22 protein-coding genes are annotated in these 20,345 nt (G+C 60.8%); 11 read left to right on the forward strand and 11 right to left on the reverse strand.

What is annotated here, in order from left to right:
• The first annotated feature begins 437 nt into the window (after window positions 1-437).
• The gene (locus tag HV670_RS16265) at window positions 438-923 is read left to right on the forward strand and encodes a MaoC family dehydratase (RefSeq protein WP_175105830.1); all 486 of its coding nucleotides are present in this window, start codon (window positions 438-440) and stop codon (window positions 921-923) included.
• Window positions 924-1,129: 206 nt separating this feature from the next.
• Here the strand turns inward: HV670_RS16265 and HV670_RS16270 are convergent, their stop codons facing one another.
• Window positions 1,130-1,972, reverse strand: coding sequence for an aldo/keto reductase (locus HV670_RS16270; protein ID WP_175105831.1), 843 nt, complete (start codon window positions 1,970-1,972; stop codon window positions 1,130-1,132).
• A 392-nt stretch (window positions 1,973-2,364) separates the two neighbouring features.
• Here HV670_RS16270 and HV670_RS16275 point away from each other — a divergent pair, with 392 nt between their 5' ends.
• Both HV670_RS16275 and HV670_RS16280 read left to right on the forward strand, forming a co-directional pair.
• Entirely contained in the window at window positions 2,365-3,504 is a 1,140-nt protein-coding gene (locus HV670_RS16275; protein WP_175105832.1) for a GNAT family N-acetyltransferase, read from the forward strand.
• Window positions 3,505-3,560: 56 nt separating this feature from the next.
• The gene (locus HV670_RS16280) at window positions 3,561-3,827 is read left to right on the forward strand and encodes a hypothetical protein (protein ID WP_175105833.1); all 267 of its coding nucleotides are present in this window, start codon (window positions 3,561-3,563) and stop codon (window positions 3,825-3,827) included.
• Between the two features lie 44 nt (window positions 3,828-3,871).
• On the opposite strand, the gene HV670_RS16285 is transcribed toward HV670_RS16280, so the two are convergent.
• The gene (locus tag HV670_RS16285; RefSeq protein WP_175105834.1) at window positions 3,872-4,219 is read right to left on the reverse strand and encodes a plastocyanin/azurin family copper-binding protein; all 348 of its coding nucleotides are present in this window, start codon (window positions 4,217-4,219) and stop codon (window positions 3,872-3,874) included.
• Window positions 4,216-5,232, reverse strand: coding sequence for a metallophosphoesterase family protein (locus HV670_RS16290; protein WP_175105835.1), 1,017 nt, complete (start codon window positions 5,230-5,232; stop codon window positions 4,216-4,218). Before HV670_RS16290 ends, HV670_RS16285 begins: the two co-directional genes overlap by 4 nt.
• Before the next feature lie 221 nt (window positions 5,233-5,453).
• Here HV670_RS16290 and HV670_RS16295 point away from each other — a divergent pair, with 221 nt between their 5' ends.
• Window positions 5,454-6,062: an RNA polymerase sigma factor gene (locus tag HV670_RS16295; RefSeq protein WP_246257528.1), complete on the forward strand. Its 609-nt coding sequence runs from the start codon at window positions 5,454-5,456 to the stop codon at window positions 6,060-6,062.
• A complete protein-coding gene (locus tag HV670_RS16300) occupies window positions 6,052-6,729 on the forward strand; it encodes an anti-sigma factor family protein (RefSeq protein ID WP_175105837.1) in 678 nt (225 codons plus the stop codon). The genes HV670_RS16295 and HV670_RS16300 overlap by 11 nt, the downstream gene beginning before the upstream one ends.
• A gap of 138 nt (window positions 6,730-6,867) precedes the next feature.
• Here the strand turns inward: HV670_RS16300 and HV670_RS16305 are convergent, their stop codons facing one another.
• The 8 genes from HV670_RS16305 to HV670_RS16340 all read right to left on the reverse strand — a co-directional run bounded on the left by HV670_RS16305 (window position 6,868) and on the right by HV670_RS16340 (window position 14,777).
• The gene (locus tag HV670_RS16305) at window positions 6,868-7,614 is read right to left on the reverse strand and encodes a DUF899 family protein (RefSeq protein ID WP_175105838.1); all 747 of its coding nucleotides are present in this window, start codon (window positions 7,612-7,614) and stop codon (window positions 6,868-6,870) included.
• Between the two features lie 307 nt (window positions 7,615-7,921).
• Window positions 7,922-8,728, reverse strand: a complete 807-nt coding sequence (locus HV670_RS16310) for an alpha/beta fold hydrolase (RefSeq protein WP_175105839.1) — start codon at window positions 8,726-8,728, stop codon at window positions 7,922-7,924.
• A 34-nt stretch (window positions 8,729-8,762) separates the two neighbouring features.
• Window positions 8,763-9,419 carry a dihydroxyacetone kinase subunit DhaL gene (dhaL, locus tag HV670_RS16315; RefSeq protein ID WP_175105840.1) on the reverse strand — a complete coding sequence of 219 codons (657 nt, stop codon included), beginning with the start codon at window positions 9,417-9,419 and terminating at the stop codon, window positions 8,763-8,765.
• Window positions 9,416-10,423, reverse strand: a complete 1,008-nt coding sequence (locus tag HV670_RS16320) for a dihydroxyacetone kinase subunit DhaK (RefSeq protein ID WP_175105841.1) — start codon at window positions 10,421-10,423, stop codon at window positions 9,416-9,418. The genes dhaL and HV670_RS16320 overlap by 4 nt, the downstream gene beginning before the upstream one ends.
• 27 nt (window positions 10,424-10,450) lie before the next feature.
• Entirely contained in the window at window positions 10,451-11,218 is a 768-nt protein-coding gene (locus tag HV670_RS16325) for a GolD/DthD family dehydrogenase (RefSeq protein WP_175105842.1), read from the reverse strand.
• Between the two features lie 51 nt (window positions 11,219-11,269).
• A complete protein-coding gene (locus HV670_RS16330) occupies window positions 11,270-12,274 on the reverse strand; it encodes a substrate-binding domain-containing protein (protein ID WP_175105843.1) in 1,005 nt (334 codons plus the stop codon).
• A gap of 44 nt (window positions 12,275-12,318) precedes the next feature.
• Window positions 12,319-13,302: an ABC transporter permease gene (locus tag HV670_RS16335; RefSeq protein WP_175105844.1), complete on the reverse strand. Its 984-nt coding sequence runs from the start codon at window positions 13,300-13,302 to the stop codon at window positions 12,319-12,321.
• Window positions 13,299-14,777, reverse strand: coding sequence for a sugar ABC transporter ATP-binding protein (locus tag HV670_RS16340; protein ID WP_175105845.1), 1,479 nt, complete (start codon window positions 14,775-14,777; stop codon window positions 13,299-13,301). The genes HV670_RS16335 and HV670_RS16340 overlap by 4 nt, the downstream gene beginning before the upstream one ends.
• A gap of 279 nt (window positions 14,778-15,056) precedes the next feature.
• Here HV670_RS16340 and rpiB point away from each other — a divergent pair, with 279 nt between their 5' ends.
• The 6 genes from rpiB to HV670_RS16370 all read left to right on the forward strand — a co-directional run bounded on the left by rpiB (window position 15,057) and on the right by HV670_RS16370 (window position 20,277).
• Entirely contained in the window at window positions 15,057-15,533 is a 477-nt protein-coding gene (gene rpiB, locus HV670_RS16345) for a ribose 5-phosphate isomerase B (RefSeq protein ID WP_175105846.1), read from the forward strand.
• Window positions 15,534-15,594: 61 nt separating this feature from the next.
• Window positions 15,595-16,599 carry a sugar-binding transcriptional regulator gene (locus HV670_RS16350; RefSeq protein WP_175105847.1) on the forward strand — a complete coding sequence of 335 codons (1,005 nt, stop codon included), beginning with the start codon at window positions 15,595-15,597 and terminating at the stop codon, window positions 16,597-16,599.
• 172 nt (window positions 16,600-16,771) lie between these two features.
• Window positions 16,772-17,350 carry a DUF4337 domain-containing protein gene (locus HV670_RS16355; RefSeq protein WP_175105848.1) on the forward strand — a complete coding sequence of 193 codons (579 nt, stop codon included), beginning with the start codon at window positions 16,772-16,774 and terminating at the stop codon, window positions 17,348-17,350.
• Window positions 17,351-17,496: 146 nt separating this feature from the next.
• A complete protein-coding gene (locus HV670_RS16360; protein WP_175105849.1) occupies window positions 17,497-18,558 on the forward strand; it encodes a DMT family transporter in 1,062 nt (353 codons plus the stop codon).
• A gap of 205 nt (window positions 18,559-18,763) precedes the next feature.
• Window positions 18,764-18,976 carry a DUF1059 domain-containing protein gene (locus tag HV670_RS16365; protein ID WP_175105898.1) on the forward strand — a complete coding sequence of 71 codons (213 nt, stop codon included), beginning with the start codon at window positions 18,764-18,766 and terminating at the stop codon, window positions 18,974-18,976.
• A 257-nt stretch (window positions 18,977-19,233) separates the two neighbouring features.
• Complete coding sequence (locus tag HV670_RS16370) at window positions 19,234-20,277, forward strand: NAD(P)-dependent alcohol dehydrogenase (protein WP_175105850.1); 1,044 nt, start codon at window positions 19,234-19,236, stop codon at window positions 20,275-20,277.
• Window positions 20,278-20,345: the final 68 nt, after the last annotated feature.

The raw sequence follows: 20,345 nt of genomic DNA on the forward strand, positions 1-20,345 counted from the left end.
CTTAGCCCGCTATGATTTGTGAAATCACTTAAATCAATGCGGACGATTAGGATAGGCTATGGTGGCTCTGAGGCTTGCTGGACGGGGCTTCGGCGGATTCGGACGGCAGCTGTGGACGGCAGATTTTCTTGCGTTGCAGCAAAGTGCTCCGGTCGACCACTCGTACCCGACGTTCCCCGAGGGGCGGGCGTCGCTAGGGGGCGAGCGGAGGGTCCACCGAGGGGTGCCTCATAGCCAGGCAAATGCCGCGGAGCGAGGGTATTCTCGGGTATAACGGCCACTAAAGGAACCCCCGGTTCCCGGGGCTTCCCGAATCCCACATTCCGGAACACTTGGGTCTCAGGTCTTGGCACCTCGATGCGCAACCGGCGCGAATTCACATCGCCGCGCCGACGGACAAAACAAAGGGTCACAGGCCCGCACAACCGGAGACATGCATGGAAAAGCTCTATCTCGACGATCTGGAAACCGGCGCGCAATACACATCGTCTGAGCTCGAAGTCACGGAAGCCGATATCAAGCGCTTCGCGGGCGAGTTCGACCCGCAGCCCTTTCATCTCGATGACGCCGAGGCGCGAAAGTCGCTTTTCGGCGGGCTCGCCGCGAGCGGATGGCATACGGCGGCACTCACGATGCGTCTGATGACTGCCGGCGGCATACCGCTTGCCGACGGCATCGTGGGTCTCGGTGGCGAAATTTCATGGCCGCGGCCGACTCGACCGGGGGACAGGCTGCATGTCGTGAGCACGGTTGGCGAGATCCGGCCTTCGAAATCGAAGCCGGGTCAGGGTGTGGTCACGATGACGTCCGAGACGTTCAACCAGGCGGGGGATATGGTCCAGCGCCTGGTGGCGAAGCTGGTGGTTTTCACACGGGCGCAGTCGGCGGCGGAGGTGGCCCGGCGAACCGGACTACGCCCGTGACCTCACTCGTCAAAGCGCCCGAGGAAGTCGAGTCAAGTAGGCAGGGGTGTTGCTGCCCGGCGAGCGATACGCAAGCACGTGTACCAGAACGATGTCCGGCTGAATGACAGTTTTCCATGGCCGAGGGAAATCGAGCAGGCACTCGTCACCGTGGGCCGCCTGATGCCGGCAGAGTCATGGAGCAAGTGACCTGGCGCAGGATTTCGCTATAGCATCTCGAGCGGGCGTTTACGTTTCGGTGTGGCGAAGGCGCGCTCGAGCGCTTCAAAATCGACGGCGTCGAGCTCGATGTCCAGGCTCGCGCGGTTTTCCTCGAGATGCGCGATCGAGCCGGTCTTCGGGATTGCAATGACGCCAGGATTGCGCATCACCCATGCGAGTGCGATCTGGGCCGGTGTCGCGCAATGCCGGCGCGCAACGTCCATGACGGATGCCTGCAGCAACAGGCGGCCCTGTTCGATCGGCGAGTACGCCATGACCGGCACCCCGTGCTCGATTGACCACGGCAGAAGATCATATTCGATGCCGCGGCGGCTAAGGTTATAAAGGACCTGATTGGTCTGCACCCGATCGCCGCCTGCCAGCTCGCGAAGTTCTTCCATATCGTCGGTGTCGAAGTTGCTGACGCCCCATTGCCGGATCTTGCCGTCGCGGATCAATGTCTCGAAGGCTTCGATCGTCTCGGCGAGCGCGTACCGCCCACGCCAATGCAGCAGGTAGAGGTCGAGCTGTTCGACGCCGAGGCGGCGCAGGCTCGCTTCACACGCGGCGATCGTGCCGCGGCGCGATGCGTTCGAAGGCAATACCTTGCTGACGAGAAAGACGTTGTCGCGGCGCCCCGCGATGGCTTTGCCCACCACCTTTTCGGAGCCACCGTCGGCATACATCTCGGCGGTGTCGATCAGGGTCATGCCGAGTTCGATGCCCCGCTGCAGCGCCCGGACTTCGGCGGCCGCGCTTCCCGCTGATTCACCCATGTTCCATGTGCCCTGTCCAAGTGCCGGGACCGGGAGGCCGCAGGGAAGAGTGACCTTTTTGATATCACGCATAGTCGGTTCTAGAGGGCTCATTCAACGCCGAGAAAAGTGGATCAATGTGTCAAAAAGAAGTCTTGATGAAAGACGCCGCAAGACAGGTATTCGTCGATTCAGATCCATACTTTGATGGAATCAGTCACGCGGGGCGAGCACTTCTTTGTCGCCGCGGTTTCCTGCTGATTTGACTATCGAAGCAAAGAGCACTCTATTGCCGTGCTTTCATAAACCATTCTTTTGCACTTCATTGTTATTTCATTTTGCCGTCAGTATGATTGCCGCATGACGGCCGTATTGATTGGCATGAACCTGTATCGGCCGCGTCACGATTGGAATGCGTTCGGATCCCTGCTGGCGCGAAGCGGCGGCTCAGCGGTATGCAGTCACGATCATTCTATACATGCGATATGAACGATACAGACTTGCAGTACGAAATCGTCGGCGATGAAGACGGATTTCGCGCTTTGCAGCATGAATGGGATGATCTTTGGGCACGCGCGCACGGCCGGTATGATCAGGCCTTCCGCGTCTGCTGGCTAGCGTGGCGGCATGTCGCCAAACCTCGCGGCAGAAAGCTCCGATGCATTGTCGGCCGCGAGAAGGGGCGAATGGTCATGGTCTGGCCGCTTGTCACCCACAAGCGGTATTTGTGGACGTACATGGTTCCGCTGAGCCCTGAAGCGGGTGACTATACGAGCGTTCTGATGGAAGGCGGTCCATCCGCGCCGACCCTCGTGGCGGGTGCGTGGCACGCGGTATGTCATCGGTGCAAAGCGGATTTCGTCCACTTGCCCTACATGAACGAAGGGATCGAGTTGTACCAGCTCGCCTCGTGCGAGCCTCACGTGGTGCACGCAAGCCGGCACGATTCGTGGCTGGCGAAGCTTCGCGAGGAAACCGACTGGGATGCCTATTGCAACTCGCTCGGCACGATGTACCGGAAGAAACCGGGAGCGCGCGAGCGTCGGCTGGCCAAGGAAGGGCAGGTCGCGGTGCGCGTGATCGACCCGTCCGACGCACTCGAGATCGCATCGATCGTCGACTGGATGCTCGAATGGAAGCGTGCTTGGGGCGATCGGGTCGACAAACGAGGCGAGTGGGTGGATTCGCCTCTTTTCAGGAATTTTCTCGTCGACCTGCTCGGAACGGCACAAGGTCAGGCAATGGCTCGCCTGGTCGTGGTCAGCCTCGATGGGAAGCCGATCGCGGCATTGGTCGTCAGCCTTGGTAATCCTTGTGCCACCGCGATCATCGCCGGTTTCGATGCCGAGTACGGCAAGTTCGGCCTCGGTTCGATTGTGGTGGAGCATGGTGTCAAATGGGCATTTGAGCAGGGCTTCGATCTCGATTTTGGCGTGGGCTCCGAGCACTTCAAGCCGTATTGGAGCCGAGGCAATGTCTCGACTGCGTGGACCTTGCAGATCGTCAATACCCGTTGGGGGCTGCTCGCGGTTCATGGCAAACGGACCGCCCGCGAACTGATGAAATGGGTCTCGCCTCTACGTCGCCTTGCAAGCATGCAAGGCCGTGTCTCCCGTCGGTATTGAAGGGGCACGCGGCCGGGCATTAGACTGTCTCCCGTGCGAGAAAGGAGACAAGGACCATGCGAAAGACCCTCAATGCATCGCGGTTGCAGGCGGAGGTCAGCCGGCGCCTTCACCGCCGTCATGAGGTGGTGGAAGACGGCGTGAAGATCGGCGTGCCACGTCCGCAGTTGCAGGAACCCGACAAAGCGGGCTGCAACTGGGACATGAAGCATTTCGGCAACGCTGCCGGATTCGAACGCGAGATTGCGGCGGTGCTGAGCGAAGTGCGGGCGCAATACAATCTTTCCACCGAAACGAAAGACGAGAGCAATCCGTTCGATTGATTCACGTGCGATCAGCGCCTGAGTGTTGCCGCCCCCGTGTCGACTCACCGCACGGTAATGACGCCAGTCATCCGGGGATGAACGGAGCAGAAGTAGGCATAGGTTCCCGCTTTCGAAAACGTCCAGGAAAAATGTTCGCCTGAATCGATCGGTGGTGATTTGAATTCACGAGGTGCCGCATCGTTCACGATGGTATGAGGCATGTCGTCCTCGTTCTGCCAGACGACGGTCGTGCCCACCGGGATCGACAAGCGGGGCGGATTGAAAGAGAAGTTGCCGATGACCACCGTGGCCGTGGAGGGCGGGCCGTCCGCCCGCGCGGCTGGGGCCATCGACACGGCTGCACAGCAGATGAGCGCCGCACAGGCGCTCCATGGGCCATGCGTATTCATGCTTTCGCTCCGCTTGTCAAAGAGGGCTCCCGCGCGCTGAGCCGGGTGTCGACGATCGCCAGTTCGGCCCGCCCCGGAACATAATTCACGGCACGAACGCCGAGGAGTGTGCGCAGCGTGTCGGCTGGCACTTTCATGGGTCCCGGACCGGGTGCGGTACCCGGAGCCGGCTGCGGAAACGCTGTCGACATCGCGGTGTAGAAGCTGATTTCACCTTCGACTTTCTGCGCGATCTGATGCACATGGCCATTGAGCACGGTAACCGAGCCGAAGCGCTTCATCAGGGCCAGTGCGCGGGCACTGTCATCGGTGCCCCAGCCCCATGCGGGATACAGCGACCACAAGGGAATGTGCGCGAAAACGATGAGTGGCGTGCTGCTCGTGCGTGCCGAAAGATCCTTTTCGAGCCACGCCAGTTGCGCATCGCCGAGAAAGCCCAGGCCGCCGCCTCTCAGATCGAGCACATTGGTCAGGCCAATGAAATGAACACCTCTCTGGTCGAAGCTGTACCATTTTGGATCTCCCTGCTTGGCAAAGCGCTCGAAATAGGAATCGCCGTTGTCGATGAGCACGTCATGCTCGCCAGGGACATAGTGCACATCGAGCCGGGTGCTGTTGATGATCTGCGTGGCGGTATCGAACTCGCCGGGCTTCGAAAGATGGCTGATATCGCCGGTATGAATGATGAATGCGGGATGCACCGGCATTGAATGGATCTTGTCGACGGCCTCCCGCAAGGTACTTGCCGGATCGAGATTCGGGTCCTTGCTGAAGCCGATATGACTGTCGCTGATCTGCACGAAACTGAATGCCTGCCGATCGAGCTCGGCTGCCTGTGCGGACGCGCCTATCAGCCTCGACCCGGGCACACCACCGTTCAGCGTCCATAACATGCCGGCGCCCGCCCATGCCATGCAGCTCAGTGCGGTGCGTCGCCGAGCCCGGTGTCCGTCGAGCGTTTCAGGTGGCGGGGTGGGCGAAACGTTCGGGTCGCTTGCGTCTTTTGCGATCATGATCGGCTCCTGTGAGGGTGGGCAACACTTGCCCACGCCCATCAAACCCGGAGTACAACGAATTTATTCCAGAAGAATTTCTTTGCAAATTTCGTTCGAAAGGGAATAAATCCGCAATCCGGTCAGTAATATGATTGGTGAGCCCGGGCCTGATGTCCGGAGGGCATGTGCTCATGCGCGGCGGCGCCGATCCGCTTCGAGCCTGTGCAGGGAGAGTCGCAATGGGGAAGGCCCCGTCCGACCGATTCGAAAAGGTCATGCTGCCGCATATGGACGCGGCGTATAACCTTGCCCGCTGGTTGAGCGGAAGCGCCGCCGATGCCGACGATGTCGTGCAGGAAGCCTATCTGCGCGCGTTCCGTTTTTTCGAGGGCTATCGGGGCGACAATCCGCGAGCATGGTTGTTGACCATTGTTCGCAATACCTGGTTCACGCAATGGCGCAGACATCGACAGGGTGTGGATACCGTTCCGTACGACGACTCGCATGAGCGCGACGATCAATTTCTCGGCTGGATCGATGGCAGTGGCGAAGACCCGGAGACGATCGTCGTCCGTCACGAGGACACCGAACTCGTGCATCGCGCGCTTGCCGCGCTTTCCGTCGAACATCGTGAGGTGCTGGTGCTGCGCGAACTGGAAGACATGAGCTACCGGGATGTCGCGGCAGTGGCGGGCATACCGGTTGGCACGGTCATGTCGCGCCTTTCACGTGCGCGTCGCTTGCTGTGTGCGGCAGTGCGTGCCGCCCAGGCGGAGTCGGAACAACCCGGCGTGCGGCTCGTGAAGACGCCGCCCGTCGACCCGGAGGAGTCACGGCATGAAAACTAGACCCGATTCATCGCTCGGCGAGAAGCTGCGCGACGGCTCGCTTTATGAACGAGCACCCGCGCACCTGCGCGCGCAGGTACTCGCCAACCTGAGGGAAGCCGCGCAGCCGAAACGCTCGTTCAAATGGGCGGAGTCCAGTTGGATCGGTCTGCCGTTCCTCGGTGGCGGGATGACTGGAATCGCTGCATGCGCGCTGGTATTCATGGCGTTCACCTGGACTCAGCTCCCGTCCCGTTTTGACCCCGTCGGGGAGGAGATTGTGGCAAGCCATGTGCGTGCCCTCATGTCGTCGCGAGCGATCGATGTGGTGTCGACCGATCAGCACACGGTCAAACCCTGGTTCAATGGCCGCATCAACTATGCGCCGCCGGTGGTCGACCTCGAGGCCCAGGGCTTCCCGCTTGTCGGCGGCCGGCTCGACTACGTGGATCACCGGCCCGTTGCCGTGCTGGTCTATCGATATCTGAAGCACCCGATCGACCTGTACGTGTTCCCCGATAACGGCGGCAAGACCGGATCGCCGGTGACGCCTTTGAAAAGCCACTCGGAAGACGGTTATTCGCTGGTCGAGTGGCGTCACGGCGGCATGGTGTTCTGGGCCATCAGCGATGCGTCCCCCGTCTATGTCAGACACTTCGCCGACGCTTTGACATCGGCTTCGCCCTGAAACCTTCGGTCAATCCCGCTCCTTTGCGTCGAGACGGTTTAGCCCCGGCGCTTCGACAAGGAGATCGCATACGCGGTCATGCATCGTCGACGAACGGATGTTCACGCAAGCAAACATCCGTCGTCCTTTCGAGTTGGATCAGGTGCGCACGCCGCGATCCTTGGGAAGCGTGTCGTAGCTCAGCTTCGGATACCAGTCCGTGCCACGACCGCCGGGCGTCATGTCGAGTACCGTCCATAGCGGCATCAAGTCGGGGGCCCCACGAGGATCCTGCCCAGGGTCCGCCGTTCGAGGGCCCATTTCATCGCCCCAGAAGTGACGCACGATGCCGCCCGAGCGGGTGAACACATTGAACGTCGCGTCGTCCCCCGTATCGGGATCTTCACCGGCGTAGTCCTGATTGAAGCTGTTGTTCCCCGACGAATAGAGGCGAAGGTTATGCCAGCCGCGTTCCTTCTTGAATGCGACCAGACGGTCGATCGGCGATCGCGCGATCACGGCAAAGGCCACGCGTTGCAGGATGTCGGGCATCTCGCCGTTGAGCGAACTCAGCATCGAGGTGCACATTGGACATGGCCGTTCTCGTTTGGGACCGTACATCCAGTTGTAGGTGACCAAGGTGTCGTGTTCGCCGAACATTTGAGACAACGTCACCGTGCCTTGCTCGCTCTCGAATGAATAGTCCTTCGGCGGCTCGCCACCGGGGGGAAGGGCACGGCGCAGGGCGGCGACACGTTCGATATGGCGCCGCAATTCGATTTCTTCCGCCAGCAGGGCGTTGCGTGCCTGCCGGAATTGCGTGCTCTCACCCGGGAACCGTCGCGGCGATTGGGCAAGCGTTGCGGCGGGCTTCAATATCTGTGTGAATTCAGCTACGTCCGTCATGAACGATCTCCTTGGATCAAAAGGATCGGGGCGCCGGCGACCGGGGATTGAACGGCATATTTGCCGCCTGGTCCCCCAGCCTGGGTCCGCAGCCTGGGTCCCCATATCCACGACGAACGGCGCTTTCACGAATCGACAGTGAGCGCGATATATTTCGACTTCTCCGAAACGCGTGACGCTTCCGGCCGTTGCTGAGCGCGGCTGTCAATTCACTATGCACTATGGAGGAAGTCGCGTTTCGGCGCCGCAGCAATGCGGTTTGCCAGTCAAACTGCTGGCTATTTGCCCCAGCAGTCGTCTTTTTTCCTCAGGTAGGAAGTTTGTCGAGAAAAGCGTGTATCGCCCTATTGAATTGCGCCGGCCTTTGCAGCGGGGCGAAGTGGCTGACGCCAGGCAGAAGAATCAATTCGGCGCCGGGGATGCTCCGGGCAAGGTATTCCGCATGTTCCGGCTTGATGAATTCATCGAACTCACTCTGCACGATCGCAACGGGTGCGCGGATCTCGGCCAAGTCGCGGGCGGAATAGTTGGGTTGGGTTTTCATCATCTCGCTGACTGCACCGACAAACGCATCGAAATCATCCGGCGTGGCGGACAGTTCGGCATAGTCTTGGGCGTGTCGGTTGAAGCAACGGTCGATCACCGGGGTGGCGACGAATGCCTTCGTGCCGGTGGGGTCCATATTGCAGCCGAAGTAAAAAACCCCTGCGATGCGCTTCGGGCTTTTCATGCCGAGGATCAAAGCCGTGCAGGCCCCGTCGCTCCAGCCGACGATGGCGGCGCGTTCAAGCTGCAATGCGTCCATGACGGCCAGAACGTCGGACGCCATCAGCTCGTACATGTAGGGTTTCGAGTCGCGTGTGCTGCGACCATGACCGCGGCTGTCGATGAGTACGACGCGGTGGCCGGAGCCGACCAGCTCCGGCACCTGATAACCCCAGTTACCGCTATGGCCCAGTCCGCCGTGGAGCAGGATCACGGGGGCGCCGGAGCCGTAAGCCGTGTACCAGATCCGAGCCCCGTCGTGCTCCACATAGCCCTGATCATGGGCGGCCGGCAGGGGCGTGGCGCCATGTGCCGCAAAGCTTTCAAGCTCGTCGTCGTAGGGTTCCATATCGGTCCGGTGCCATGCATGCCTCTGTTCGGTGCTATGCGTCGTCCAGCAACCGCACAAGCGACTCACCCATGCTGCGTAGAATCAGAAAGGACGAACAGGCCCCGGCATCGAGCACGCCGATTGAACGATCGCCCAGTCGGCTTGCGCGACCGATGCGGGCTCGCAGCTCGCGAGTCGAATTCATGCCTGCTTCCGCGGCCGCAATCATTGCGTGGAGGCAGTCACGAAAGGACTGTCCGGCCGCTGACGCTGCCTGATACGCATTGCTGGCCGGAACCAGGGTATCGATGAGCGTCTTGTCGCCTATCTTAGCATCACCGATTTCCTGAACGGACTCGATCCCGGAAACGAGCGCGCGATGGAACATGTCCTTGTCGAGCAAGGCGTGTCCGGCAAATACATCGCTCATGCTCAGGAAGAACGTGCCATAGAGCGGGCCCATCGATCCGCCGATACCTTCCATCAAGGCCGCGGACAAATCACTCAGGGCAACCGGCAGCGAGGGCAGGGCACCTCGCTTCGCGAGTCGTTCGCCGCACTGCGTGAATCCCTTGCTCATATTGATGCCGTGGTCGCCATCGCCGATCGCACCGTCGACTTCGCTCAGGTATTGCCGATTGGCGTTGATGACTGTGATCAGATCGAGGACGACCCCGCCTGCCTTGTCAAGTTCGATGGCTTCGCTCACGATGCGCCTCCCACGGTGATGCCGATGCTGTGGCACGGATGGGCGAGGCAGGCGCTGAGCTCGGCGTCGAGCTTGGTCAGCGTCACGGTCACCCCCATCATTTCCAGCGACGTATAGAGATTGCCCACGCGTGAAAACTGGATCTCGATGCCGGCTTCGCGCAGGATATCCGCGACCTCGGCATACAGGATGTACTGCTCCATCAGCGGGGTCGCACCCAGGCCGGACAACAGCAGCGATACCTTGTCGCCGCGTGCGAAGGGCAGGTCCGGCAGCAGCTTGTCGAGCATCAGCTTCGCCATGTCGCGCGCGGGTACCGTGGACTGAACCTCGATACCGGGCTCGCCATGATGGCCGATACCGACTTCCATCTCGCCGTCCTTGATCGTGAAATTGGACTTGCCGACAGCGGGAATCGTGCAGGCGGACAGGCCGATGCCGATCGAGCGCGTCACGTCGATCGCATGCTGTGCGGCCTCGATCACCTCGTCGAGCGATCCACCTTGCGCGGCGCGAGCGCCGGCGACCTTCCACATCACGATTTCACCGGCCACGCCACGGCGTTTCTCGATCTCGTCCAGCGGTGCCGATGCGGCATCGTCGTTGGCGACGACGGTGCGAACGCGAATGCCTTCGCGCTCGGCCATCTTGATCGCCATCTTCACGTTCATGTTGTCGCCGGCATAGTTCCCGTAAAGACAGGCGACACCGGCACCGCCGTCGGCAGCCCTGAACGCGTCGAGGAAGGATTTCGCGGTCGGAGACGAGAAGATCTCGCCGACGGCTACGGCATCCACGACGTTCTGCCCCACATATCCGATGAAGGCGGGCTCATGGCCCGATCCCCCGCCGGTGACGATGCCCACACGACCCTTCTGGGCCGCGCCCACGTGATGGACGACGCGTGGGTTGTCCGCGGATACCCGCAGTTCGGGATGAGCGACAAGGATGCCGCGCAACATATCTTCGACAACGAGATCAGGGTTATTGATGACGCGATTCATGCCAGTCCTTTACATCTTCGATTGTTGTCATTGAGCGGTATAGCCGCCGTCGATCACGATGTTCTCGCCGTTCACCATCGCCGCCGCGTCGCTGGCGAGATAGAGAATCAATGTGCCGATTTCATCGGGTCGGGCGAATCGCCCGACCGGTATCCTGGCCTTCATGGCCTCTCCGACCGCGCCGGCCCAGGCCTTTCTGCCGAGCTCAGTCTCGACGACCGTGGGCGAAACCGCGTTCACGGTAATGCCATGCTTCGCCCATTCGAGCGCGAGGACCTTGGTCATGCCGACGATCGCGGCCTTGCTTGCGCAATAGGCGACATGACGTTCCAGTGCAATCACACTCGCCTGGGATGCCAGGTTGACGATGCGCCCGTACCCGCGCCGGATCATCTCCTTGCCTACTGCCTGGGCAAGCAGGAAGGGTGCCTTGAGATTGAGCGCCATGGTCTTGTCCCATGCGGCCTCGGACAACGATTCGGCGTTCTCGAGCAGCGCAAGGCCGGCATTGTTGACGAGGATGTCGATCCGGCCATGAGTGTCGACCACACGACGCACTGCCGTATCGATGGCCCCGGCGGCAACGAGGTCCGTCACGATCGGCAAGTGACGCCCGGCACCACCGGGAAGCGTCGCGGCCGCTTCGACGACCTTCGGATCGATATCGAGCAGCGCGATGCGCGCACCCGCCGCCGCCAGACTTTCCGCGGTGGCCAGGCCGATGCCGCTTGCCGCACCCGTCACGATCGCTACGCGATCGGTAAGATCAAAACGATATCCTGCTTCAAGCGACATGACCTGGCTCCTTGCCTTCTTGTCTATTCTCTTGCTTGCCCGCTTTGTCGCCTATTGCGCGACTTCGTGGACCTTCTTCAGGATGGCATCGGCATTGGCCTGGGTGACCTGGGTCCAGGGCACCGTATAGTTCTTGGCCGTACCGCCGTTCCACGGCATCTTGTCGCCGTATTCCGCCCAGATGTCCGAGCGCGGCTTGTACGACGCACCCAGCGTCACGCGCAATGCCACATCGAGCGCGCCCTGCGATTGCGCCTTCGCGTCCTGGAAGAAGGTCGTCATCTCGCCGCGCTTGGCGGCCTGGATGCCATCGGCAACGCCGTCGACGCCAGCCACCGGAATCTTCTTCGGATCGAGGCCCTTCGACTTCATCGCCTGGATCGCACCGAGCGCTTCCTCATCGTTCTCGGCGATGATGCCGTTGATCTGGCCGGGGTGCGAGGTCAGCAAGTCTTCGACGAGTGCCAGCGCTTCGGCGCGCGACCAGTTGGCGGTCTTGTTTTGCAGGACCTTGACGTCCTTGTGCTGGGCCAGCACTTCGTCGATGCCCTTGGAGCGATCGATCTGCGCGGATTGCCCGATCGGCCCTTCGATGATCACGACGTTGCCCTTGCCGCCGATCGCCTTGACGATCGCTTCGGCTTCCATGCGGCCGGCCACCACGTCGTCGTTGCCCACATACGACGTGAGCTTGTCGCCCGACACATGCGTGTTCGATCCGATCACCGGGATATGCGCGGCCATGGCCTTCGCCACATCGGCGGCGCCCGCATTCTTGTCGATCGGCGCAAAGATGATCGCGTCGTATTTCTGCGTGATCATGGTGTCGAACTGATTGCTCTGCGTGAGCGCGTCGTAGTTGCCGTCGAACACGACGAGATCGACCGTGCCGTCCTTGACAGCGGGATCCTGCTTGAGTGCATTGGTCCACATCTGCATGAACTCGGCTTTCAGGCCATACGGCATGACGCCGATGCGGATGGGTTTCGCTTGCACGGCGGTGGCGGCCATACCGGCCAATGCACACACCAAAACAGCTTTCTTCAGTGATGCCATCACTGTCTCCTCAGGTTTTCTAAATGTGTCTGTTGCGGATACGGCTAGGACTTCTTGCGGGATGCATCGAGAAGGACGGCACCGACGATGATGACGCCCTTCACGACTTGCTGGTAATACGAGGACACGCCGAGCAGATTCAATCCGTTGTTGATCACGCCGATCAGCAGGGCGCCGACCACGGTGCCGCCGAGCGAGCCAGAGCCGCCCGACAGGCTGGTGCCTCCGATCACGACGGCGGCGATGGCGTCGAGTTCATAGGACAGGCCGGCCTGCGGCAGTGCCGATGTCGTGCGCGCCGCCAGGATGATGCCGGCCAGGCCAGCGAGGATGCCGCCGATCACGTACACGGAAAAGATGATCTTGCCGGTCGAGATGCCGCTCGTCTTCGCGCTTTTCACATTGCCGCCCACGGCATAGACATAGCGGCCATAGGTCGTGTAGCGCAAGATGAACCAGAACAGCAGGACCACCAGTGCGAAGATGATCACGGGCACCGGGATGCCGGCGAGCGTACCCGTGCCCGTGCTCAGGAAGTCGTCGGGCAGATCGGCGATCGGCATGCCGCCGCTGTAGATGAAGGTCAGCCCTCGCGCGACGCTCAGCATGCCGAGCGTGGCGACAAACGAAGGTACGGCGAAGCGTGCCACGAGAACGCCGTTCACCGCGCCGACCAGGCCCCCGACCACCAGGCCGGACAAGAGGCCCAGTGCCACACCGTGCGGATGGGCGCCGGTGATCACGCTCGCACTGACCATGCCGGCAAGCGCCAGCGTCGAGCCGACCGACAGATCGATACCCGAGGTCAGGACCACATAGGTCATGCCGACCGCGAGAATGCCGTTGATCGAGGTCTGGCGCAGGATGTCGGCGATATTGCCCCAGGTCAGGAAATACTGGTTCGAGAAAGTCAGTACGATGCACAGCAGGATCAGTACGGCAACGATGCCGTATCGTCGGTAGAGTTGCTGCATATGTGCAGCGCGGCCCTGGCGCACGACGTTGACGGGCGAAGTTTGAGTATTCATGAGGCGAGATGCAAAAGGTCTTCCTGGCTGGCAAGATGGCCGTCGATCACTGAGACCAACTGCCCCGATTTGAAAATGGCGATGCGGTCGCTGACGTCGAGAATCTCCTGGGTTTCGGATGACACGACGATCGCCGCCCCGCCTTGCGACACAAAGTCGCCGAGAAGCTTGTAGATCTCGCGCTTGGCGCCCTCGTCGATACCGCGCGTCGGCTCATCGCATAACAGGCAGGTGGGATCGGTCGACAGACAACGGGCCAAGACGACCTTCTGCTGGTTGCCCCCGCTCATCGAGGACACCGCGAGCGACAGGGAACTGGTCTTGATGCGCATGCGTTCGACCATCGACTGCGCCAGTGCCTTGACTTTGCGGAAGTTGATCAGGGAAAAGCGCGAGAGCGACGGATAGGCGGAAAGCGAGATGTTGTCTCGCACGGACGAGGACAGCACAAGCCCCGTTTCCTTGCGGTCCTCGGTGACGAGCGCGATACCGGCCTGGATCGCCTTGCGCGGTTTTCCAACGGCGAGTTTGCGCCCCTTGAACCTGATTTCGCCGCGCTCGGGACTCGTGAGGCCATAGAGGCAGTTCAGGTATTCGCTCCGCCCCGATCCCATGAGCCCGTAGATGCCGAGCACTTCACCCGCGTGAACGCTCAGCGAGATGTCGTTGAATTCCGTCGTTCTTGAAAGCGCCGTCGATTCCAGGACCGGCTCGCCCGTCGTACGGCGAATCTTTTCAGTCGTGTTGAGCTTGCGTCCGACGATCGTGCTGACCAGATGCGCGCGATCGATATCGGCCATGCGGCCGCTCTCGACGAATCGGCCATCGCGGAACACGGAGTAGTCGTCCGCGATCCGGAATATCTCGGAAAGACGATGGGTGACATAGATAATGCCCGCGCCCCGCGCAGTCAGATTGCGGATCGCGCCGAACAGGACTTCCGTCTCGGACTCGCCGATTGCCGAAGTCGGCTCGTCCATGATCATCACGTCGCAATCGCGGCTGAACGCCTTGGCAATCTCGACGAGTTGAATCTGCGCGAGGCTGAGCGAGTCCACCTGCGCGCGGGCGTCGACTGGAAAGCCAAGGTGGTCGAGCAGATCCTGGGCTTGCCGCGCAAGCGCGTTGAACTTGACCAAGGCGCCGGCTCGCCGCGGCTCGCGCCCGAGGTAGAGGTTCTCCGCAACGGTCATCGCGCGAATCGGCGACAACTCCTGCGTGATGATCGCTATTCGATTTGCCAGGGCTTCGGCGGGCGAATTGAAATTGACTTCGCGTCCATTGAGCAGAATGCGTCCGGCATCGCGCTGGATGATGCCCATCACGATACTCAGGAACGTCGACTTGCCCGCTCCATTACCGCCGCAAAGCGCGTGGACGCTGCCGCGGCGCAGGCTCAAACGGCCATCTTCGAGCGCCGGAACGCCATCGAACGACTTTTGAAGGCCATGCGCTTCCAGAAGAAAGTCGCTCATCGTGTCTCCACCATTTGTGCATTGATGAACATTTGATCAACGCTGTGAATCCTAGGTTGGCCGTACTGGCCTGTCAATAATGAGATTAGAAGGGTTAACCCGATAATAGTTAACCCCATATCGATCAAAAAAACTGCTCAATTGGTGATCGAGAAAATCAAATATAAGCGATGTGGATTGATGGCGCCTTGACAGCATTTCCCGTGTCATTGAGAATTTGATCATCAATGCTCATTTGATCAGCGTAGACTGCAATTTAAAAGAATCAGGAGATGCGAGATGAATTTGGCGATCGGATGTGACGAGGCTGCCTTTGAACTGAAGGAGCTAATCAAGCGGCACTTGATCGAGAAAGGCTTGGACGTGACCGATTTCGGGACGTACGATACGCAGCCTGTCCAATACCCGAACATCGCGTTCGCGGTCGCCGAAAGTATCGTGCGGGGTGAATCGGAGCGCGCGGTCCTGCTGTGTGGCACCGGAATTGGCATGGCGATTTCCGCCAACAAGGTATCCGGCATTCGTGCCGCTCAGTGTCACGACACGTATTCCGCCGAACGCGCGATGAGGAGCAATAACGCGCAGATCATCACGCTCGGTTCGCGGGTCGTCGGCTCCGAACTGGCCAAGGCGATCGTCGACACATGGCTGGGTGCTCGATTTGACGGTGGCCGCTCCGCCGCCAAAGTCGACCGGATCACCGAATATGAAGAAAGCCTGAAGCAGCCGTTGGCTGCTGGCGACAAGAGACCATGAACTGAGGGGGCTGTTCGATAGAAGAGTGGGGCGATTCGAGCAGCGTTGCAAAGGGAGCGATATGACCACTGACGAATTGACTCGCCTGGCCACGCTTTATTATGTTGATGGCCTGACCCAGGAAGACCTGTCCAAGCAGTTTTCGCTGTCGAGAGCGAAGATCGGCCGCTTGCTCAAGCGCGCGCAGGAAGAGGGTATCGTCGAAATTCGCGTCAAGCATCATCCGAGCGATACACGCGGTCTCGAGCGCGAGTTGATCACACGCTTCGGGATCGACCGCGCCATCCTGTCCATCACTCACAAGGATCAGGACAAGCAGCGCGAGATGCTGGCGGGTCTGGTCGCGAGCCATCTGGATCGTGTCCTCGCCAACGACATGATCATCGCGGTCGGCATGGGCCGCAATATCAATGCTATTTCCCAACACTCGATATCGTCGATTCAACGCGCCTCGACGTTCGTCTGCGCGACCGGCGGGTTTTATCGCGGCGGCGAGAGCATGAATGCGGATCATATTTGTCGGCGGCTTGCTGCGCGTCTCGGCGGTGAGAGCGAGACCTTGTATGCACCCGCGCTGGTGAATGCTCCCGACGTGCGGCAAGCCCTGCTCGAGAACGATGCGGTCAAGCAGACCCTCGGCAAGGCCAGAAGAGCGCATGTCGCGTTGATCGGTGTCGGCGATATCAATGAAGACAGCAATATGGTGCGCACGGGCTGGTTCTCGCCTGAGGAGATTGCCGAACTTCGCCGTGGAGGCGCCGTTGGCGACCTGATGGGCTACTGCTTCATCGACCTGAACGGCAAGCCCGCGGTCACGTCGGTCAGGGACCGGGTGATCGGCCTGAGCATGGAAGACCTGAAGCACATTCCGAACGTCATCGCGGTGGCGAGCGAAAGCACGAAAACCACAGCGGTCCTGGGTGCCTTGCGAACCGGTGTGATCAACACCCTGGCGACGACGGAGGCCATTGCGCAGGCAGTTGTCGCGCTCGAACAAGCGACCCGCACACAATCGTCGCCGTCTCTGCCGAAAGACGACGAGACGGCGAGCTGGCCTTTCCTGTGATGCCATGAGTCGTTCGTCTGATTGAAGGCCACCAGGGTCTGCAAATTGGCGCCCAGGCATGACTGTCGCGAATTCACCCACACGGCACAGTGCGACAGTGCGCCTCACCGCGTATTGAACGAAAGTGAAAGGGTCCATGCGGTAAGCTTCGTTTTTTTGCTTTCAGCGCACTATGTCCGACGATTTTGAAGTTCACGGCCCTCACGACCACGCTGTCGAGCATGCGGGCGCACATGACTCCGACCCGAGCGCCGCGCGAATGGCGGTAATGACCGCGATCCTCGCCTCCATCGGCGCGATGACGTCTTACCAGAGCGGCACAAACGAGAATCTCGCGCTGTACTACAAGAACGAAGCCGCGATTCACAAGACCGAAGCGGCCAATCAGTGGGCCTACTATCAGGCAAAAGGCGAAAAACAGAATCTCGCCGAATTGGGCGCCGCGCTCAGCACATCGTCTTCTGACTCGCACGCCCACTTTGTGTCGGAGGCCGCCCGATACAAATCCGAGAAGGAGCCGATCCGGGTACACGCCGAGGCCATTGAGAAAGAAGTCGACAAGGACAACGCGACGAGCGAAGCGCTGTTTCATCAACATCACCGATGGGCGCAGGCGACCACATTGATCCAAATTTCCATCGCACTGACGGCGATCACGTTGTTGACCCGTAAGCGTTGGCTCAGGCGCGTCTCGATCGGCATGGGCGCGCTGGGCGTGGCCCTCTGCGCGGCGGCGTTTCTAGGGGTCTGATCTGCACGTGAGGACGTCGGCCGGATCTCGCTGGATGCTCGCGATTGCACCAGCATCATGATGGAGCCTGTCACCTCCGGATGCCTGAAGTCGATCCCGCGTAGAATTGCCCGAGACCGGGCAAATAGTTTGAGATTTCAGATTTCGTGAACGCGCGTCCCCATGCCGCCTTGACGGCACTCCTCGCAGCGGCGTTGTTCGGGGTGACAACGCCGCTCGCAAAAACGCTGCTAGGCTCACTGTCGCCTTTCATGGTCGCGGGCCTCTTCTACTTGGGCAGCGGCCTCGGGCTAGCCATCGGAATCCTCATTCGGCGGCTTCGTCGCAAGGCGGCCGAGCGGCAAAACGAAAGTCGAATTCAGCTCGCCGAACTGCCGTGGCCGGCAGGCGCCATTGCGGCGGGAGGCATTGCGGGACCCGCGCTGCTGATGCTGGGGCTCGCCACGACACCCGCTGCAATGAGTGCCTTGCTGCTGAACCTTGAAGGCGTATTTACAGCGCTGATTGCCTGGGTGGTTTTCCGCGAGAACGTGGACTCCCGGATCCTCCTCGGCATGGCCGCTATCGTGGCCGGCGGGGTGGCGCTGTCCTGGCAACCCGGTGCGGCGGGATTGTCGACGGGCGCACTGCTTGTCGTCGCTGCCTGCATCGCCTGGGCCATCGATAACAACCTGACGCGCAAAGTATCGACGAACGACGCGATGGTGATTGCGTGCTTGAAGGGACTGGTAGCCGGTTCCGTTAATCTGAGCATTGCGCTTTTGCTGGGGGCGCATGTTCCGGGCGCCGGCAGGACAGCCGCCGCCATGCTGACCGGCTTCGCAGGCTATGGCGTCAGTCTCGTGCTCTTTGTCGTGGCGCTTCGCAATCTGGGTACCGCCCGCACCGGAGCGTATTTCTCGATTGCGCCGCTCTTCGGTGTTGCGTTGTCGCTCGTCCTCTGGCCGGAAATGCCACCGTTGCTCTTCTGGGTCGCGGCTGCGTTCATGGCCATAGGGATTTGGCTTCATGTTCGCGAGCGGCACGAACACGCGCATACGCATGAACTGCTGCTCCACAACCATCGTCACCGACACGACGAGCACCACCAGCACGCCCACGACTTTGAATGGGATGGTGAAGAACCCCATGTGCATCCTCATCGGCACGCGCCGATGACCCACACTCATGCTCACTATCCGGACATTCATCATCGCCACATTCATTGAGACGAATGCGGCCCGGGACGGTACGGGGATCTTGAATAGGGGGGCTCCCGCGGCCGTCCGGCCTTAAACCGTGCCGAATCCCTACCCCCGACCTATACTTCAAAGCCACCCGCCCAATGCGACGCGAGGGTGTTCGACTCAATCCGCGCGACGTGTCGGCGGTGATCGGTGCGGGCCCCTCCCGACCCGCGTTAAGGAGGTCATGATGACGCGCAAATACATCGATTGCCGCGAATACCCGAGTGAGATGAACTGCACGGTCGCGCTCTCCGCGGATTCCGACAGTGAATTGCTGGAAGCTGCCGTGCAGCATGCGGTCTCGGTTCACAAGCATGAAGATTCGCCCGAACTCCGTTCACAACTGAAGCAATACTTCCACGAAGGCACGCCCCCCGTCGAAGTGTCGCACCACGCATAAAGCGTGCACGGCCGTTCGACGCGCAATCCCATCGCGTGGCGCTCGCTTGCCGGAAAGCAGGCGAGCACCTCGCTCGAGAAGTGCTGGGCGTGATTGCTGTGAAGAGCCTGTTGTCGGTCCATGACGAGGGGCACTGAATTGCTGGCCGATGCCTGAAAAAATCATTCCGCCCTGTCGCCGGAAACGCAATTGACGGTTCAGTCGAACTTATTCAAGGTGGCGCATACGTTTCGCCCCTTTAAAGAAAGGATTGACGAATGGAAGCCCTGGTTCTGGAAGAAGCCCATCGCATCACGCTACGCGATATCGCACTGCCGCAAGTCGTCGGTCCGCGCGACGTGAAGATTCGGATCCACACGGTCGGCATCTGCGGCAGCGATGTCCATTACTTTCAGCATGGCAGCATCGGCCCGTTCGTCGTCAATGAGCCGATGGTGCTCGGACACGAGGCGTCCGGCACGGTCGTCGAGGTCGGGGCCGAAGTCTCGAACCTGAAGCCGGGCGACCGGGTCTGCATGGAACCCGGCGTGCCCGACGCCGATTCGCGCGCGACGCGCGAAGGCATGTACAACCTCGACCCGGCCGTGCGCTTCTGGGCGACGCCGCCCATTCACGGCTGCCTGACGCCGTTCGTGGTCCACCCCGCGGCCTTTACGTTCAAGCTGCCCGACACGGTGAGTTTTGCCGAAGGCGCGATCGTCGAGCCGCTCTCGATCGGCCTGCAGGCGGCCAAGAAGGCGGCGATCAAGCCGGGCGACGTCGCGGTCGTGATCGGTGCCGGCACGATCGGCATGATGACGACGCTCGCAGCGCTCGCGGGCGGTTGCAGTCGTGTGATCGTCTGCGATCTCGTGCCCGAGAAATTGGCGTTGATCGGCGATACGCCGGGCGTGACGACGGTCGACGTGCGTTCGCACAAGGCCCTCGACGTGGTGGCTGAACTCACCGGAGGGTGGGGCGCCAACATCGTGTTCGAGGCGACCGGCAGCACCAAGGCCTTCGAGAACATTACCGACTTGCTGTGCCCGGGCGGTTGCCTCGTGCTGGTCGGCATGCCGCCGAAGAAGGTCGAGATGGACATCGTCGCGATCCAGTGCAAGGAAATCCGAATCGAATCGGTGTTCCGCTATGCCAACATCTTCCCGCGCGCGATTCAGCTGATTGCCTCGGGGCGCATCGACGTCAAGCCTTTCATCTCGCGTTCGTTCTCGTTCAAGGACGGGGTGAATGCATTTGACGAAGCGTCGCGCGGCCTCGCCTCGGACGTCAAAGTCCAGATCGTGCTTGAGGAAACGGCCTGAATCCCGACTCAACGGATTCCGGTCGGTACGCGAGAGTGGAAAAATGCCGGAAAACGACATGCAGGAGC

The organism is Pararobbsia alpina (genome assembly GCF_902859895.1).
GTDB classification, from domain to species: domain Bacteria; phylum Pseudomonadota; class Gammaproteobacteria; order Burkholderiales; family Burkholderiaceae; genus Pararobbsia; species Pararobbsia alpina.

Coding starts and splice junctions, on each gene's coding strand:
- HV670_RS16265 (WP_175105830.1), top strand. CDS start 438: ATGGAAAAGCTCTATCTCGACGATCTGGAAACCGGCGCGCAATACACA.
- HV670_RS16270 (WP_175105831.1), bottom strand. CDS start 1,972: ATGCGTGATATCAAAAAGGTCACTCTTCCCTGCGGCCTCCCGGTCCCG.
- HV670_RS16275 (WP_175105832.1), top strand. CDS start 2,365: ATGAACGATACAGACTTGCAGTACGAAATCGTCGGCGATGAAGACGGA.
- HV670_RS16280 (WP_175105833.1), top strand. CDS start 3,561: ATGCGAAAGACCCTCAATGCATCGCGGTTGCAGGCGGAGGTCAGCCGG.
- HV670_RS16285 (WP_175105834.1), bottom strand. CDS start 4,219: ATGAATACGCATGGCCCATGGAGCGCCTGTGCGGCGCTCATCTGCTGT.
- HV670_RS16290 (WP_175105835.1), bottom strand. CDS start 5,232: ATGATCGCAAAAGACGCAAGCGACCCGAACGTTTCGCCCACCCCGCCA.
- HV670_RS16295 (WP_246257528.1), top strand. CDS start 5,454: ATGGGGAAGGCCCCGTCCGACCGATTCGAAAAGGTCATGCTGCCGCAT.
- HV670_RS16300 (WP_175105837.1), top strand. CDS start 6,052: ATGAAAACTAGACCCGATTCATCGCTCGGCGAGAAGCTGCGCGACGGC.
- HV670_RS16305 (WP_175105838.1), bottom strand. CDS start 7,614: ATGACGGACGTAGCTGAATTCACACAGATATTGAAGCCCGCCGCAACG.
- HV670_RS16310 (WP_175105839.1), bottom strand. CDS start 8,728: ATGGAACCCTACGACGACGAGCTTGAAAGCTTTGCGGCACATGGCGCC.
- HV670_RS16320 (WP_175105841.1), bottom strand. CDS start 10,423: ATGAATCGCGTCATCAATAACCCTGATCTCGTTGTCGAAGATATGTTG.
- HV670_RS16325 (WP_175105842.1), bottom strand. CDS start 11,218: ATGTCGCTTGAAGCAGGATATCGTTTTGATCTTACCGATCGCGTAGCG.
- HV670_RS16330 (WP_175105843.1), bottom strand. CDS start 12,274: ATGGCATCACTGAAGAAAGCTGTTTTGGTGTGTGCATTGGCCGGTATG.
- HV670_RS16335 (WP_175105844.1), bottom strand. CDS start 13,302: ATGAATACTCAAACTTCGCCCGTCAACGTCGTGCGCCAGGGCCGCGCT.
- HV670_RS16340 (WP_175105845.1), bottom strand. CDS start 14,777: ATGAGCGACTTTCTTCTGGAAGCGCATGGCCTTCAAAAGTCGTTCGAT.
- rpiB (WP_175105846.1), top strand. CDS start 15,057: ATGAATTTGGCGATCGGATGTGACGAGGCTGCCTTTGAACTGAAGGAG.
- HV670_RS16350 (WP_175105847.1), top strand. CDS start 15,595: ATGACCACTGACGAATTGACTCGCCTGGCCACGCTTTATTATGTTGAT.
- HV670_RS16355 (WP_175105848.1), top strand. CDS start 16,772: ATGTCCGACGATTTTGAAGTTCACGGCCCTCACGACCACGCTGTCGAG.
- HV670_RS16365 (WP_175105898.1), top strand. CDS start 18,764: ATGACGCGCAAATACATCGATTGCCGCGAATACCCGAGTGAGATGAAC.
- HV670_RS16370 (WP_175105850.1), top strand. CDS start 19,234: ATGGAAGCCCTGGTTCTGGAAGAAGCCCATCGCATCACGCTACGCGAT.